This is a genomic window from Desulfoconvexum algidum, assembly GCF_055382125.1.
Window position 1 is genome coordinate 5,498,529 of the sequence record NZ_AP042394.1, and the last position, 15,755, is coordinate 5,514,283.

The 15,755-nt window shown below is 46.3% G+C and carries 15 protein-coding genes; 9 read left to right on the plus strand and 6 right to left on the minus strand.

Annotated elements, in window-relative coordinates:
• The first annotated feature begins 80 nt into the window (after positions 1-80).
• A complete protein-coding gene (locus tag ACZ45G_RS24880; protein ID WP_464173251.1) occupies positions 81-737 on the plus strand; it encodes a GntR family transcriptional regulator in 657 nt (218 codons plus the stop codon).
• Between the two features lie 75 nt (positions 738-812).
• Here the strand turns inward: ACZ45G_RS24880 and ACZ45G_RS24885 are convergent, their stop codons facing one another.
• Positions 813-1,586 (minus strand): enoyl-CoA hydratase/isomerase family protein, encoded by a 774-nt coding sequence (locus tag ACZ45G_RS24885; RefSeq protein ID WP_464173253.1) that lies wholly within the window; start codon positions 1,584-1,586, stop codon positions 813-815.
• Positions 1,587-1,806: 220 nt separating this feature from the next.
• On the opposite strand from ACZ45G_RS24885, the gene ACZ45G_RS24890 reads away from it, so the two are divergent.
• The 6 genes from ACZ45G_RS24890 to ACZ45G_RS24915 are packed head-to-tail and all read left to right on the plus strand — an operon-like array spanning position 1,807 to position 8,003.
• Positions 1,807-2,337 (plus strand): hypothetical protein, encoded by a 531-nt coding sequence (locus ACZ45G_RS24890; protein ID WP_464173254.1) that lies wholly within the window; start codon positions 1,807-1,809, stop codon positions 2,335-2,337.
• A gap of 60 nt (positions 2,338-2,397) precedes the next feature.
• Complete coding sequence (locus tag ACZ45G_RS24895; RefSeq protein ID WP_464173255.1) at positions 2,398-3,717, plus strand: iron-containing alcohol dehydrogenase; 1,320 nt, start codon at positions 2,398-2,400, stop codon at positions 3,715-3,717.
• Positions 3,718-3,727: 10 nt separating this feature from the next.
• Entirely contained in the window at positions 3,728-4,987 is a 1,260-nt protein-coding gene (locus tag ACZ45G_RS24900; RefSeq protein ID WP_464173257.1) for an iron-containing alcohol dehydrogenase, read from the plus strand.
• 12 nt (positions 4,988-4,999) lie between these two features.
• Positions 5,000-6,964: an aldehyde ferredoxin oxidoreductase family protein gene (locus ACZ45G_RS24905; protein ID WP_464173258.1), complete on the plus strand. Its 1,965-nt coding sequence runs from the start codon at positions 5,000-5,002 to the stop codon at positions 6,962-6,964.
• 22 nt (positions 6,965-6,986) lie between these two features.
• Positions 6,987-7,430, plus strand: coding sequence for a 4Fe-4S binding protein (locus ACZ45G_RS24910; protein ID WP_464173259.1), 444 nt, complete (start codon positions 6,987-6,989; stop codon positions 7,428-7,430).
• The gene (locus ACZ45G_RS24915; RefSeq protein ID WP_464173260.1) at positions 7,431-8,003 is read left to right on the plus strand and encodes a TetR/AcrR family transcriptional regulator; all 573 of its coding nucleotides are present in this window, start codon (positions 7,431-7,433) and stop codon (positions 8,001-8,003) included.
• A gap of 47 nt (positions 8,004-8,050) precedes the next feature.
• Here the strand turns inward: ACZ45G_RS24915 and ACZ45G_RS24920 are convergent, their stop codons facing one another.
• From ACZ45G_RS24920 to ACZ45G_RS24930, 3 genes are all read right to left on the minus strand, one after another.
• Complete coding sequence (locus tag ACZ45G_RS24920) at positions 8,051-9,229, minus strand: diguanylate cyclase (RefSeq protein ID WP_464173262.1); 1,179 nt, start codon at positions 9,227-9,229, stop codon at positions 8,051-8,053.
• Between the two features lie 162 nt (positions 9,230-9,391).
• Positions 9,392-10,738, minus strand: a complete 1,347-nt coding sequence (locus ACZ45G_RS24925) for an MFS transporter (RefSeq protein ID WP_464173263.1) — start codon at positions 10,736-10,738, stop codon at positions 9,392-9,394.
• A complete protein-coding gene (locus tag ACZ45G_RS24930; protein ID WP_464173265.1) occupies positions 10,735-11,079 on the minus strand; it encodes a hypothetical protein in 345 nt (114 codons plus the stop codon). Before ACZ45G_RS24930 ends, ACZ45G_RS24925 begins: the two co-directional genes overlap by 4 nt.
• Positions 11,080-11,166: 87 nt before the next feature.
• On the opposite strand from ACZ45G_RS24930, the gene ACZ45G_RS24935 reads away from it, so the two are divergent.
• A complete protein-coding gene (locus ACZ45G_RS24935) occupies positions 11,167-11,703 on the plus strand; it encodes a glycosyltransferase (protein ID WP_464173266.1) in 537 nt (178 codons plus the stop codon).
• 908 nt (positions 11,704-12,611) lie between these two features.
• Positions 12,612-13,730 carry a hypothetical protein gene (locus ACZ45G_RS24940; protein ID WP_464173267.1) on the plus strand — a complete coding sequence of 373 codons (1,119 nt, stop codon included), beginning with the start codon at positions 12,612-12,614 and terminating at the stop codon, positions 13,728-13,730.
• Positions 13,731-14,382: 652 nt separating this feature from the next.
• On the opposite strand, the gene ACZ45G_RS24945 is transcribed toward ACZ45G_RS24940, so the two are convergent.
• Entirely contained in the window at positions 14,383-14,829 is a 447-nt protein-coding gene (locus ACZ45G_RS24945) for a hypothetical protein (RefSeq protein ID WP_464173268.1), read from the minus strand.
• Between the two features lie 106 nt (positions 14,830-14,935).
• Positions 14,936-15,553 (minus strand): TetR/AcrR family transcriptional regulator, encoded by a 618-nt coding sequence (locus ACZ45G_RS24950; RefSeq protein ID WP_464173270.1) that lies wholly within the window; start codon positions 15,551-15,553, stop codon positions 14,936-14,938.
• Positions 15,554-15,755: the final 202 nt, after the last annotated feature.

The window sequence follows — 15,755 nt, forward strand, 5'->3', positions numbered from 1 at the left end:
AAATCCCCTGTATTATTAAGGTATACCAAAGAGAATATTTTAACTTACCCCTAATTTAAGACATCGTTGCATTTTTAATTATGAACACAGAAATATACAACACCCTGCGAGAACGAATCCTCTATCTTGAATATGACCCCGGCCAGATACTCAAGGAACAGATCCTGGCAAAAGAATTCGGCGTGAGCCGGACTCCCCTTCGTACTGTGCTGTCCCGCCTTGAATGGGAACACCTGGTCAAAATTCTGCCCCGCACCGGTATCCAGGTCATGGAACTGGAACTCAACACCATTACCAATGTATTCCAGGCACGACTGGAGCTGGAGGCTGTCATCGGAACCATGGCAGCAGAACGGTTTACAAAACTGCATTTTAATCGATTGGATGCGTGTTTAATCGCTTGTGAGCAGCAATTTAACAACAAAGACCCCCGCACCCTGGCAGCTCTGGACATGGATATCAAACATCTTTTTCATGAAGCGGCCGGTAATCCCTTTTTAATTGAAATGTCAGACCGGCTCTATTCTTTGACCTTCCGACTCTGGTATTTTAATATGATAAAAATGGACAATAAAGGATGGAACCAGGAGGTCACGGCCATTAAGGAAGATTTAGCCAATCTGGTGGATCTTTTGCACAACAATACCCCTGAACAGGTGGGCAAAGCCCGAAAAGAGCATCTACTCAAACACTTAAAACGGATCCGCTCTAAATTCCTGGGTCTCGCCGACGTTTAGCAAGAAAAACGCTGCCCATTGCCCTTAAAAAAAGAGCAATGGGCAAAGTTAACCCACGTTTTACAACTCTGAGGTCTATTTTTTAGGTTCCATGCTGGCCTGGACAAAGGCCAGGGTGGCTTTGACATCCTTGCTCAAAAGGGTCCGGGCCATGGTATCCTGCCAGTTTTCTTCTTTAAGCAATCGATTAATCTGTCCGGCCGCAACGGCTTTAAGAGACTGTTTAATTTGGATAAAGGGGCGATTGGGGGTATCAATCCACAGGGAAATGATTTGCTTTGCCCGGGGGATAAGGTTTTCTTCTTCAACCACCTCATCCACAATTTCCATTTCCCTGGCCCTTGTCACATCCACCATATCACCAAAATACATGACATCCCTGAATCGTTTATCACTGTCAAGTCCGAACCGCATAATGCCGGACTGGGCAATGGACAGCCCCAGCCCGATCTTGATCTCACTCATACCCAGCTTAATTTTGGGATGGTTTTTGACAATCCGATAGTCCGAAGCCATGGCCAGTATCATCCCCATGGCAGCACAATGGCCGTTTATGGCGCACACCACGGGTTTTTTACAAGTAAAGAAACCCATGAGAATCTCTTCTTGCTCCGTAAAAAATGAAATAACCTCCTCGGGTGTTTCAAATTCCATAAACATGGGCAGACTGAATCCACTTGAAAAAAAGCGGCCCTCCCCTGTTAAAATAATCCCCTTCAGGTCATCTTTTGCATTTACTTCGGTAACGATTTCTTTGATCTGTTTGAGTGTTTCCAGGGTAATTGCATTGGTCTTTTTATCGCTTAATTGGGCAATCACAATACCATCTTGAATTTCTTTTTTTAACATGATCCTTCCTCGCATTTTATAAATTCAAATTGGGGTTCTTATAACATATTTTTGCGCATAATTTACCATAATCCTTTGGGATTCTAAGAAAAAGTATTGACAGTCATCAAGAAAACTTTTTATATTGTTTAGTCGGTTGATTGACCGACTAAAAGATACCGGTCACTAAAGCAGGGTCACTAAAGATTTCTAAATCTTTAAAAAAAGAGGGGGGAGGACCATGGAAGCACTCATTGAAATCAAACCCAAACGAAAACCATTCCAGCGAATCTACCTTGGCATCATGCTCTGGTTTGTTGGAAGAGCCATCCAGGCAGCCGCCCGGGTGGACAAACAGGTAAAAGAAGAATTCAACGACATGCCGGCTGGCTACACCTTTTCTCTGGGAGCTTTTCCCAATGGCCCCTATATGATAGTAGGAAAGGATGACAGGGGAAAGGTTCGGTATCTGGGAAGCAATCTGGCCAAACACCCGGCAAACCTTGAAATGACCCTGAAAAGTATGAAAAATCTATTTGTCCTTTTTACCTTTCAGGAAAGCACCCCCACTGCCAATTCAAGGGATCGCATGATCGTCAGCGGTGATGTCCCCCAGGCCTGTGCAGCCGTCAGAATTCTGGACATCGTCCAGGTTTATCTGCTCCCCAAAGCCATTGCGAAACTGGCCATCAAACGATATCCCCGATGGTCCCTGAAACGCCATACCTTTGACAGAGCGATGGTCTTGATCAGAACTGTCATTGGAATTTAAAGCGGGAATTTAAAGCGGGAATTTAAAACAAAACCCTATAATAGGAGCAAGGCAGCCATCATGAGCACAGGCAATTTCACCTTTTTATGCCGGACCAAAATCGGGTTTGGAATGAACGGTCTGGAGCATCTGCCCTTTGATCTGTTCAGTATGGGGAGTCAAAAGCCCCTGGTCCTCCTGGACAAAGATGCCCATCTTGGGGGGTGCACCAAACCATTGACACAGGCCTTCAAAGAATCAGGCATGACCCTTGGCATCTGCCCTCCCCTCCACGAGGACAAGGATGCCGACAAAGAGATTGAATTTCTCAAAAAATTTTATAAAATATATATTGATAAAGGATTTGACGCCATCATTGCCCTTGGGACCGGAAAAGTGATTGACCTGGCCAAGGCCCTTAATATCGCCGTCACCCTGGGCCCGGATGCTTTAAAACCAGTCGCCTTAAAAACAGTCACCTTAGAAACCGGCGCCCTGAAAACCACCGACATGACCCGGGTCACCCGGCCCCTGGCCCCCTTTGCCTATATTCCCACGGGCATGGGAACCGGCATGGAAACAGACACCATTGCCCAGTTTAATGGCAATACATTCAGTTCTCCCTTTCTGGCACCAGACCTGGCAATAATAGACCCTCAAATACTCACCCAGGACACATCTGACACCCTTATCAATGCAAGCCTGACCTGCCTGTCTGCCTGCTGTGAAGCCCATGTACTGTCAGGCAATCCACCGGCCAGGGCCTATTGTACCGCCGGCATTGAGCTTATAATGGAAAATTTCCTCCCCCTGGCAACCCACATGATCGCTTGCCAAGAGGCCCCAAATATAAAATCGGGTATAAAACCGGGCAACAAATTAAGCAAAAAAACAGACGGGCGCCACCTGGCACGCCTCACCCATGCCTCTGTGATCACGGGAATTATAATGGCCAATTGTAAGGGACTGCTCAGCGTTCAATTGGGCAAGATTCTGGCAAGCCATTGCAACGTCTCCCCGGGACAGGCCATGGCCATCCTTGTTCCAACGATCCTGGATCTTCTGGCCAAGGACAGGGCTGCGCTTGGAAATCTGGCCCTGGCCCTGGCCGGACCAGATGAATTTTGTACAATTCCCGGGCCCCAGCGCCCAGGGGTGGCCATCCAGAAAATCCAGTCTCTTCTCAATGAAGTTTACCGAATTTCCCTGGGCACCACCCCCCGGACCCTGGCGGATACCCACCTGGACAAGCAGGCAATATCCGACCTGGCCCAGACCCTGTTTTCCCACGAACCCCCTGGGACCGATATCCAGGGCATTGATCCCCAAAAGGCCCAGGCCATCCTGACCCATGCCCTTGACAGCCTGCCACACAACAGGGATTGCCTGAAACCGGCATAAAGGAGAAATTATGTACATACCCGATTATTATGAATTTTGCTGCCGGGTGAACATGGTAGCAGGCCACGACGCCCTTGAAAAGATACCAGACCTGCTCTTTGCCATGAATGCGAAAAAACCCATGATTCTGACGGACAAGGGTGTACGGGCGGCGGGCCTTGTGGAGATTGTCATTGGGGCAATGGATGACAAACTTGCCATTAGAACAATTGAAGACGGGGTGCCCCCTGATTCAGATTTAAAGGTGGTCAACCACCTGGCTATTGTTTACCGAGAAAAAGGCTGTGATGCCATCATTGCCGTGGGCGGAGGCTCTGTCCTTGACACGGCCAAGGGGATCAATATCCTGGTTTCAGAAAAAGCCGAGGATCTCATGGAATTCACAGGGGCCGGCGCCCTTAAGCGAAAATTAAACCCCCTCATCGCCGTCCCCACCACCGCAGGAACCGGCTCTGAAGTAACCATGGCCGCTGTGATTGCCGACCCTGAAAACAACCGGAAAATGATATTTGGCTCCTATTTTTTATTGCCCGATGCCGCCATCATTGATTCACGAATGACCCTGACCCTTCCGCCCCATATCACGGCAGCCACGGCCATGGATGCCCTGGCCCATGCAGTGGAAGCCTGGGTCATGCTCGCAAAAAACCCCCTGAGCGATGCCCATGCCTTTGAAGCCATCCGACTCATTTGCAGCCATCTTTTCCCGGTAATTCAAAACCCCGCAGACAAGCAAGGCCGCCTGGCCCTGGCAACCGCCGCCACCATGGCCGGAATTGCCTTTTCCAATTCAACTGTGGGCATGGTCCATGCATTGGGCCACTCCGTGGGATCTGTCTGCCATGTACCCCACGGCACCTGCATGGCCATTCTCCTGCCCCATGGCCTGGAATACAATCTTCACAAAACCAAAGATCGCATTGCCCAACTGCTTCTCCCCCTGGCAGGGGAAGAAAAATATGCCTGCACTCCAAAAAAAGACAGGGCACGTGAGACCATTGCCTTCATACGCGAACTCAACCAAAACCTTAACCGGGTCACAAAAGGTGCCCATGCCACCTGTTTTAAAGAGATAACAGACAAACAGGGAACCCCCATGGTCCCGGAGAAAAAGTTAGAGGAGATCGCAAAGACTGCCCTGGGAGACGGGACCCTCTTTTTTAATCCGGAAGACATGGATTTTGAAGACTGCTTCATGGTTCTCAGGGCGGCTTGGGAAGGAATTCCCATTAACAACAAAACAGCCGGATCCAACCCCAAACACGGATAAGGAGCAAATCAAATGGACAAACGAAACAAGGGCTATATGGGAAAAATCATGAATGTGGACCTGACGACGGGGAAAATCCAGATAGAGGAACTCTCCCCGGTTGTCTACGAATCATTTTTATCGGGTATGGGACTTGCCGCCCACCTGCTATACCATAGAATTCCAGCCGGTGCCGATCCCCTGGGACCTGCCAACCTCCTGGGATTTGTATCGGGGTTGCTCACCGGAACCGGGTCTTTGTTCACAGGCCGATGGATGGTGGTCGGCAAATCCCCCCTGACCCAGGGCTGGGGGGAAGCCAATTGCGGGGGCAGTTTTTCCCCGGCCATTAAACGCTGCGGGGTTGACGGCATCTTTTTCAAGGGTATCAGTCCAAATCCTGTCTATCTTTATGTGGATGATACCACCATGGAATTAAGGGATGCCACAGGGGTCTGGGGCATGGATGCCGTGGAAACCGAAAGCAAGCTTTTAAACGACCTGGACAATAGAAATGCCCGGGTGGCCTGCATTGGCCAATCCGGTGAAAAATTATCCCTAATTTCTGGAGTTTCAACGGACAAGGGGCGCCTGGCAGCCCGGTCCGGCCTGGGAGCTGTCATGGGGTCCAAAAAGCTAAAAGCCCTGGTGCTGGCAGGGACTCAACGAATCAGCGTCCACAACCGGGAAGAAATCAAACGGCTCAGCCAGATCTGCAACCGCTGGGTCCAGTTCCAGCCCCCCTTTGTACCGGGATTTCTCACCGCCCCCATTGGTGCCCTCATGCGCATGATGCCCGCCGTCCTGACACAGGATGGGCTGCTTTACAAAATACTCCTGCGAAAATGGGGAACCGTCTCCCTGAACCAGATGTCCGTTGAAATGGGAGATTCCCCTATTAAAAACTGGAATGGCACCAATAAAGACTGGGGATTTTTCAAAAGCCGCAGTTCCAATCCAGATGTTTTTACCCGAAAAGAGGAGAGCAAATTCCATTGTTATTCCTGTCCCTTAGGATGCGGCGGCATCTGCAAAACCGATGGCAAATTTTCTGAAACCCACAAGCCAGAATATGAAACCGTCCTCTCTTTGGGCGGCTTTGTCATGAACAAGAACATGGACTCGGTCTTTTATCTCAATGAACTGCTCAACCGGGCCGGTATGGACAGCATCTCCGCCGGCCATGCCGTGGCCTTTGCCATGGAATGTTTTGAACAAGGTATTATCACCACCCGGGATACCATGGGTGTCGAACTTAAATGGGGGGATCCTTCGGCCATTGAATTTCTCATTGAACAGATGATCGCCAGGGAAGGTATCGGGGACATTTTGGCAGACGGGGTAAAAATTGCCGCAGACCGCATCGGCAAAGGTGCTGACAAAATTGCCATCCATGCCGGGGGCCAGGAACCTGCCATGCATGATCCACGAAATGACCCGGGATTTGCCCTCCATTACAGCGTGGAACCTGCCCCAGGCCGTCATACCAATGGCGCCGGCCTTTACTATGAAATGTACCAACTCTGGAAACAGGTAAAAACCGTTCCTAAAATGGGACCCGCTTATATGAAAAGCAGCAAGTACAAAAAAAATATCAAACATGCCCAGATCGGCAAGGCCAACTCCCAGTACCTGAACGTCATGAACGGTGCCGGTGTCTGCCTGTTCGGAGGGTTTCTTGGCTCACGCCGGATCCGGATCTTTGACTGGCTCAATGCCGCCACAGGCTGGCACCTGACCCCGGAGCAATACATGGAAATCGGCACCAATATCCAGACCTTAAAGCAGGCATTCAACGTCCGCCAAGGCCTTTTGCCAAAGGACAGTAAGATAAGTGACCGCCTCCTGGGACTGCCTCCCCAGATCCGCGGGGCCAACAAAGGCCGAAGTGTTGATATTGATACCATGATGAAAGATTATTGGACCTTGTTCGGTTGGGACCCGGAAACCGGTATCCCCTCCCAGGAAACTATTGAAAGGCTCGCTTCAGTTGCCTAACCCATTATAGGAGAGAGACATCATGGCATATTTCATATTAGACTCATGTATCGGATGCACAAATTGCCAGACCATCTGCCCTTCCCATGCGATCGTGGGCGAGAAAAAAGGAATTCACACGATAAACCCGGACATCTGCATTGAATGCGGTGCCTGCGGAAGGGTCTGCCCTGCAAAATCGGTTGAAGATAATTTTGGTGTACTGGCCCAGCGGATAAAAAAACAAGACTGGGAAAAGCCCTTGTTCAACCTGAAGACCTGCATATCCTGCGGCATCTGCCTGGACACCTGCCCGACAGGTGCTTTGGATTCCAATTTGCAGAAGGTGGGCAGCCGCCATCTTTTCCCCTTTCTGACAGAATCCCTGTGCATTGGTTGCGGGTTCTGTGCAGCCGACTGCCCTGTGGACGCCATTACCATGGGACCTCGGTTGTCCAAATCACCCACGGTTAAACAGGTGAGTTAGATGGCAAAAACCACCAAGGGATCCGGCAAGGATAATCGCCAAAAAATAATTGAAACAGCTATGGCCATGGTCAGTGAACGAGGAGTGGACAAAACCAGTCTGGCCCAGATTTCCAAGGCGTCTGGCCTCAGCAAGGGTACCCTTTATTATTATTATGCCAGCAAGGCGGACCTGATCTTTGACATGGCCGACCTGCACATGGAGCGGATGACCACGGCACTTTTTTCCATGATTGAAGGAAACAGCGCCCTTTCCTGGGAAAGCATTCTCACCGCCTTTTTTGAAACCCTGCTCGCCTCCGAGGCCCGCAGCCGCCTCCACCTGTATCTGGTCAGGGAAGCTGTTTCAGGCAATGACGCCCTGAAGGACCGATTCCAGCAAACCTATTCCCAATGGTTTGGTCTGGTGGATGAAGCCTATGCAAAGATGCCCGGTTCCCAAACCGCAATTTCTGCCAAATCAAAATTTTTGGTGGCTGTGGTGGATGGATTCATCCTCCAGGGTCTTCTGGAGACACAAACAACCTCTGTCAAGGAAATTGTTGATCTCATGCTTAAAACCATAGATCTTTGATGGGGCAGGATGGAAATCGTTTCTTTTTGGTCCGGAATTTATTTCAATCAATTACGTGCTTCAACACACTCCTCTGACTGCTGAATTAAAAATTTTGAGATTTCATCCTTTGCTGTTTTTTCTATCTCTTTAAAAGATAATGTCATGCCAATATCATACATATCTGCGCCAAACGCTTCGATCCTGACAACGGTACCAATAAGAAGAAGTGGTTCTGAATTTTGGGTCATTGGGATACTGACCTGTATTTTTGTACCGATGGGGAGCTGTTCTTTGTTTTCAAACAGGATACCGCCAAAAGCGATGTCTTTACTTGTTCCCGATAATATACGGGTGTGATTAAAGCCCAACTGCTTTACCTGTATCGAACGGTTAAATTTAATGCGTAAAAACCGCCGTTTATCTTCTTTAAAAAGAGCAATACTATTTTTCCCGGCACCCTTTGCCCGATAGAGGGCACTGTCCGCCAGGTCTAATAAATTCTGGGCTCGCTGAGCATCCACCGGAAAACCTGCCACACCACCACTTATGGTTATTTCAAAATTGGTCTCTTTAATTTTTATTGGCTCTTGGCTAATGGTTTTGCGTAATCTTTCAGACAGCACAAGTGCATTTATTTTATAGGTATTTGGCATAAGGACAACAAATTCATCCCCCCCAAACCGTGCTAAAATATCACTTGTTCTGAGTTTTTCGAGAATTATGCGCGCAACCGTTTTTAAGATAACATCACCTGAATTATGGCCAAACTGATCATTAATTTCTTTAAAGTTATCGATATCAATAAATAAAACCGACAGGTCTGTGTTGTTACGTTTTGCCAAAGAAAGGTGTTGAGTAAGTGCGCTTTGAAAATAGGCTTTGTTGAACAGCCCGGTGAGGTGATCGTGGGTAGAGTCTTTAATTGCTTGTTCATAGCTATTTATTTCGACTATTTTATGATCTTTTAACAATTCTTTATACGAACCCAAATAATCACTGATTGCTGTCATTATACTTATTTTTCTGTCCAGAGCTCTGGAAATATTTTCCCTGTGTTGAAGGATTTCAAGCCAATTTTGTTTGGCATCGCAAGCGTCAAGATCACAATCGGTTAATATCTGGATAACTGCTCTATAGGTATCATCTCCATTTATTTCAACAAGCTTATTCAATTGCGCTATAAAAACATCATCATCATTTATGTTTATCCGGCAGTTTATAACAGATTCTTTGAGTGATCTCATGGTGCTCCTTTTTAAATACCGCTATTGCTAACCGCAAAATATTAAGAATTCATCTAGTATTGGCTAGATATATAAATAGATTCTAAAAACAAATCAAGCTAAGTTAAAAGATTTTCAATGGGATACATCTTTTGTAACTGGACAACAAGGATCTTAGTTTTACTAATTTCCCCGGGAGTGAGAGGATGCTGTTTCAACCGTAAAACTGTTCCGGCAATATGTTTCCCTAACTCTGAAGGCTGCTGCCAAGGCGATGATAGAAAAAATGACCATGGCGATGAAACCATTCTGGTAGTCGCTGGTGCTGTAGATCCGAACACCGTTTGCCATGGTACCGTCCCAGGTCAAGTCAGCGATATAGCCAATCAGCGGTTGGGCCAGGGCGGTGCCGATAAAGCAGCCGGTGTTCACCACACTGACACCCATGCCGGAAAGCTGTGGATGGACAATCTCCTTGGCTGCAGCAAAGGTGATGACAAAGCCGGATGCACAAAATCCCATAAAGGCAAAAACACAGAAGCCGCTTATCCCTGGTGTCCACGGCAGATACATGAGCAGAAACCAGGACAGGACATAGGCCATCGCTGCCGATAGAAGAAAGGGTTTTCTCCTGCCGGTTTTATCAGACACCCACCCCCAAAACAGGGCACCCAGGGCAAAACTTAATAGCTGGATGGTCATGTGATCGGCTGCAACCGCACGGCTCAGGCCATGGACATCCCGAAGATAGGGCATACCCCAAAGTCCCATAAAGGCATAGCTGCTGCCGATCATGCCAAACTGCACCCAGAACCCGGGCCATACCCGCAGGGTCATGACCACATCCTTGAGATTGATCAGCCAATGGTTGTTTTGAATTTGGAATTGACCTGTATAGGTATTGGGTGGCTCAAACCCCATATCCTGGGGTTTGTTTCTGACCAATAAAAATCCGACCAGGGCCAGGCAGAGCGAGATGCCGCCGATCACTAAGAAAACAGTTCGCCAGTGAAAAATCGTCAAAATTTGAGCCAGGGGACCGGCCGCCATGACAGCCCCGAGGTTTCCAAAAAAAAGGGTCAGGCCGCTCATGATGCCAAAAACTTTTTCATGGAACCAGACCGAATTGTTCTTCATGATGGAAATAAAGACCACGGAGACGCCGAGCCCAACCAGGAACCGTCCGGCACAGGCCATTTCAAACCCAGTTGCCATACCGAAAAGAATCGAACCAATACCGGCAATAAGGTTCCCGAAAATAATGGATGTTCGGGTTCCCAGGGTATCGGCAATAACACCGGATGGAATCTGCATCAGGGCATAAACGGCAAAATAGATGGCGGACAGGGCACCCAGACGGGTACCGCTGATCTTAAAGTCTGCCATGAGAAATTCAGAGACCACCCCCGGGGCCATGCGGTGAAAATAAACCAGAATATAGGTAAGGATAAGAATGGCAAATATGGACCATCTGACCAATTCAAACCGAAAGCCGGCTACTTGAAAGGAAGTGACTGCTGTCTGTTTCATATGGAGTCCTTAGCAAATGTTTGAAAAGCACCGATTTCTTTTGCAGTTTCAAGAACGTTGCGTACTTTTGAAAACAAATCATTTATTAAAATAGGTTTGTGAAGATAGTCTTTTATGCCATGCGCCTTTGCCGTTTCATTGTCAAGATTATCGCTGAACCCCTTGCAGATAATGATGGAAGGTAAGTATAAAAAAACAGTCCCTTTGCCAAGTCTACTTTCAACGGTTATAGCATCTTTATAATTTTTTACAATACCGTGAATAACAGAAAGACCTAACCTTGTTCCCTCCGCCGGTTTCCTCCATGAATGGATAACTATCGGTATCTTTTGAAGTTTCAAAAGGCAGGACTGGTAAACTCAGGATAAATTGATTTTCTTGACGCAAAGGGGTTAATTGTATATGACTCTTGAAATAAAAGAGGATCGTTGTATGATGAAAAGGAACGTTTTCTTGAACAGGGATCCCCACCCATTTATGTTGGATTTGGAAGTATGCCACCCCAGGATCAGGCAAAACATATTCCTATGCTGATTCATGTGGCAAATCAGTTAAAAAAGAGAATTGTGATTTCAAAATTCTGGAAACAATCCTTAGAAATTAAAATTCCAAAGGAAATCTTTTTTATAAAAAACTATCCCCATGAATATCTGTTTCCTAAAATATCTGTGATTGTTCATCATGGTGGAGCTGGGACAACCGCCGCTGCTGCCCTTTCAGGTAAACCCCAAGTGATTGTCCCGCATATTCTTGATCAATATTATCATGGATACAAAATTTTTCAATCAGGCTTAGGTGCCCCACCTATTAAGCGATCAAAGTTCAATGCAAAAAGATTGATTAATGCCCTGTCCGTTTGCTTCTCAAATCCAAGCATCCACCACCAAGCTAAAATCATCGCTCAATCCATTAAACCAAAGGGTTCTTTAGATAAAACGATTAAATCCATTGAAGGGACTATTTAGCAAAAAAAACAGGGTATGGTCCTCCCCCAAAAAAACTGGAGATAAAGTTAGGCCACTTTTTCAGGGAAAGATCAGTTGATGTATATTTCTGGTATCCTTAATAATTAAGGCTTCTGGATACTCCATCTTAGGATACTTATCCTTGAGCCGGATCAACTGTCCCATTAACGATTTTTTATTTTCAACTTGAATATGGAAACCTGACCCGGGCTATCACAGATAGTCGTAATGATTTCTCATGGGATTAAAAATTTTCGGATACACAAATTCAAAAAAAGAAACTGCGCAATCATGGTATGAATCGCTCAGGAGTCAAATCCCCCAATTTACCGAGTGTTTCTTTCACCAGTCCGGGGTTTTTTAAAAATTTACCGTGATACAAGATGTGGTATGGATAGATTTTTCAGTTCCAGATTTGAAATTACAATATCTAAAGCCAAGATCCCATGAAAATAATTGGAGACAAAACCACTTTACAATTAACTTATTCTCAAATAATGTTTCCCCAGCGGCCTGATAGGGGAAAAATTCACAAGAGCATCTGCTTTGATTTGATATTTAAAAAAGCTGTGGATTAATTGTAAATCCACACCATATCCAAAATTATCAAACTCCTCAAAAGGTATCAGATTTTATCCCCAAGCTATATTGGAAATCCCCCTAAAAAAAATCTTCCCAAATAAGCCCAATAAATCCTCTGGTAAGCAATAGTCAACCCCCATTAGTTGCAGAAATACTCTTAAATATGTGTCGAAGAATAGTACCCTAACCATGAAGAAGCAGTGAAGATTGAGCATTGTCTTGACTAAATTTGTTTCTTTGTTTATCGTATTTTTTTTTGCAACATGCTTGCAACGTTGTATGGCTGTTTATATAATTCTAACCCCATAAAAAAACAGGACTTATTAATGACACGAGCTGTAAAATTTCTGACACTGCTTTTTGCGCTGCTTTTGATGACAACAATGGCCCAGGCTGAAACAGTAAAACGTTACTCCCTGGCTTCGGGGATGATTGAATACGAGGTGACCGGTGGTGGTAATGTTCTGGGTATGATTTCAGAAACCAGGGGACGTAGCACACTCTATTTTAAGAATTACGGTGATGTCACCCTGGAAGAACAAGAAACCACAACCACCATGTCGGGAATGGTGAGTAAGGAAGACAAAGCCCACACCATGAAAAAAATTGATCACGTCACTGTATATACGGTTGATTTTGAAAGAAAAAAAATTAATAAGGGAACCGACCCCATTGCCAGTCAATATCTTGCTTCGGGTAAAAATATGAGTACGGACAGTGAAGCGCAGCTGCAAAAAATGGGTGGTAAAAAAATAGGAACTGAAAAGGTCTTGGGGTACTCCTGTGAAGTGTGGAGCCTTATGGGGGGAAAACAATGGCTTTATAAGGGGCAGGTTCCTTTACGCATTGAAGCTGAGGTGATGGGAATGAAAAGTGGCATGATCGCTGTTAAAGCAACGTTTAGCAAGTCCGTTCCCGACAGTAAATTTCAATTACCTGATTACAAGATAGAAGTTTCACCCGATTATGTGTCCGGGGGGCAAGCATTGCAACAGGGTGAAGAGATGAATGAATTTGGTGCCATGATGGGGGACATGCAAGCACAGATGAATGCCAATCCCAACATGACGGAAGCAGAACAAACCGCTATAATGATGCAGGCAATGAGTAACTCAAATCAAGGCAAAAACCAATTGCAGCAGCAAAAAGATCAGATGCCCAAAATGCTTCAAGTGATGAAACACATGGAAACCTGTTTGAGTAAAGCATCTTCCCAAGCAAATGCGGATCACTGTGAAAAAGAATCATCCCGGCTCGCCAAGCAGCTTGGATTAGATGATGATGAGTTTAGCGACGATGAAGATCCTCTCGTGTGGAATAAAAATACGAAAAAACAGATTCTTTCGGAATTAAAAGAAGGTATTCAAAGCATGGAACAGATGATACCATGTATTGAGAAAGCACAGAATATGATGGATATGATGAAATGTAATCAGGAAATGTAACGGCTTAGAACCTGTTTAAAAACTCATGGTATTCAGGCATCCTTTATTTCCAACTCGACACCTTTATGGCTTCAACTTTTAACGGAAAAATTGTTGTGATTTGTATAGTTATCGTTAAGTTTTTTCAGTGCGTACTGTGTCTATATACAGTCGCTGCAACCCTCCAAATCAAAGGTGTTGACTTCTTTTGGTAATGTTGCCTGAAATCAAAACACAGCCGGTCAAGACTTGTATTCATAGTCTTGGCCGTCCCAAACCCTAAAAGGATAAAACTGGCACTCAAGAATTAGTATCCAATTATTGAGTATTCAGAATCCAGAATTATTAAGGATACCAAAATTATACGTCACAAAAAATTGTCGACAACAAGCCTTGGATATTTTTTATTTGATTAAATATCTGGACTACACGTTATAGTTCCCACTCAAGCCTTGAAGCAAAATCCCCAATAATTATTTTGGAAGTCTTTACCCCATTTGACTTTTTGTACATCAGCTTTTATATTATTCTTGTTATTGAGGCCATTTGGGAGTTTTAAAGACCCATTACCAGTATAACATATTTTCTAATACGTGGTGAACAGCTATTCCCCATATTCAATGCTTCTTTTCTGATAAAGACCGGGAAGGACAAGGGATAATCGGGTGCGGGATCATGATGTCCTGGACGGAAATTCCCCCCATCCCCGGGAAATCCCTGCCAGATGGAGCAAACCAAGAAGCAGTGCCCCTCCAGAGAACCAGAGGAACCGCTGAGCCACAGGGAATGAAAGGTCCAGAAGACCCAAGATAGCGAAAAGCTCGGGCACCAGGACAAGGCCCCGGATAAGATAGAGCAAGGTAACAACGGCCAGGATCGGCTTGAGCCAAGGCAGGGGTTGAATCCGGCCTGCCCCTGACAGGGCATAGAGGCCGAAGAGAATCAGGAGTGCCGACACTCCAAGGCTTATCCCCATCAAGAGGGTGGGATTTTCGGTCAAGGCGCTTGGGGCGCCGAAATAGAGGCTTGCAGTGGGGGAAAATCCGATGACTGCCTGGAAGACAGCCAATCCGAAGTTGATGAGGCCTGCGGTCATAAGTACTTTTTTATGTGGTTTCATTGGTAACTCCTTTTATTTCATAGGGATGGATATCAGTGTTTTCAGCGTCGCTCCCTTACATGGGCGTCGAATGTGACGGCCACGGTCCGGTATGGGAAAATTGGCTTCAACTCAGGGTCTGGGCCATCATCTTCTCCAGTAAATCAAGCATCTGGCCGGCATCGTCGCTTTTCTGCCGGAGGAAAAGGTGGGCAAGGACAAAAAAATAGTCGGCCATCAGTGAAAGGGCCAAGTACCGGCATTCCTTTTCCGGCCCGATTTCCCCTCGCTCTCGGGCTGCCAGGGATAGAGAGGTGACATTTTCGGCAAAGGCACGGTCAAAGGCCTCGACTTTATCGGCCCACTCATCTTCCACAAACACGATGTTTTTCAGGTATTCCCGGGAGAGCCTGGGGCGGGAGGTATAGTAGCGGTAGGTGAACCCGGCCATGTGAAGAAGTTGTTCTGAGAGCGTCCCCTGACTTGGAATGGTGGCAGTGGCTTTCTGAAAGAGACGCTCCAGGTCGTCGTAAAGAGCGGCAGCCAACAATGAGGTCTTGTTGGTGAAATGCTTGTACAAGGTCCCCAGCCCAATTTCTGCATGGGTGGCCACTTCCCGGATAGTGGTCTTCTCAAACCCGTTGGTGTCGAACAGGTAGCGGGCGCTTTCCAGGATCAGGGCATGGGTCTGGGCTTTCTGTCTTTCCCGGATTCTGCCCACAGGAACGTCGGGTTTTGCAGCCATTTCATCCTCCATTTATATTTGATTATTTAAGTGAACATGTTCACTTAAATAGTTATGTTCACTGAATTTGTCAAGGGAGCTCTTCAAAAAATGAGCCCTGTGTGGATAAAACCGTCGACTAACTGTGGCTACGGTAACAAAGAAATCAGCATATGCTTGTGTTAGAATGTGGATTTTGTTTATCATTATGGGGTAACAACCC

Coding starts and splice junctions, on each gene's coding strand:
- ACZ45G_RS24885 (WP_464173253.1), bottom strand. CDS start 1,586: ATGTTAAAAAAAGAAATTCAAGATGGTATTGTGATTGCCCAATTAAGC.
- ACZ45G_RS24890 (WP_464173254.1), top strand. CDS start 1,807: ATGGAAGCACTCATTGAAATCAAACCCAAACGAAAACCATTCCAGCGA.
- ACZ45G_RS24905 (WP_464173258.1), top strand. CDS start 5,000: ATGGACAAACGAAACAAGGGCTATATGGGAAAAATCATGAATGTGGAC.
- ACZ45G_RS24950 (WP_464173270.1), bottom strand. CDS start 15,553: ATGGCTGCAAAACCCGACGTTCCTGTGGGCAGAATCCGGGAAAGACAG.
- ACZ45G_RS24940 (WP_464173267.1), top strand. CDS start 12,612: ATGACACGAGCTGTAAAATTTCTGACACTGCTTTTTGCGCTGCTTTTG.
- ACZ45G_RS24945 (WP_464173268.1), bottom strand. CDS start 14,829: ATGAAACCACATAAAAAAGTACTTATGACCGCAGGCCTCATCAACTTC.
- ACZ45G_RS24895 (WP_464173255.1), top strand. CDS start 2,398: ATGAGCACAGGCAATTTCACCTTTTTATGCCGGACCAAAATCGGGTTT.
- ACZ45G_RS24925 (WP_464173263.1), bottom strand. CDS start 10,738: ATGAAACAGACAGCAGTCACTTCCTTTCAAGTAGCCGGCTTTCGGTTT.
- ACZ45G_RS24920 (WP_464173262.1), bottom strand. CDS start 9,229: ATGAGATCACTCAAAGAATCTGTTATAAACTGCCGGATAAACATAAAT.
- ACZ45G_RS24880 (WP_464173251.1), top strand. CDS start 81: ATGAACACAGAAATATACAACACCCTGCGAGAACGAATCCTCTATCTT.
- ACZ45G_RS24910 (WP_464173259.1), top strand. CDS start 6,987: ATGGCATATTTCATATTAGACTCATGTATCGGATGCACAAATTGCCAG.
- ACZ45G_RS24915 (WP_464173260.1), top strand. CDS start 7,431: ATGGCAAAAACCACCAAGGGATCCGGCAAGGATAATCGCCAAAAAATA.
- ACZ45G_RS24900 (WP_464173257.1), top strand. CDS start 3,728: ATGTACATACCCGATTATTATGAATTTTGCTGCCGGGTGAACATGGTA.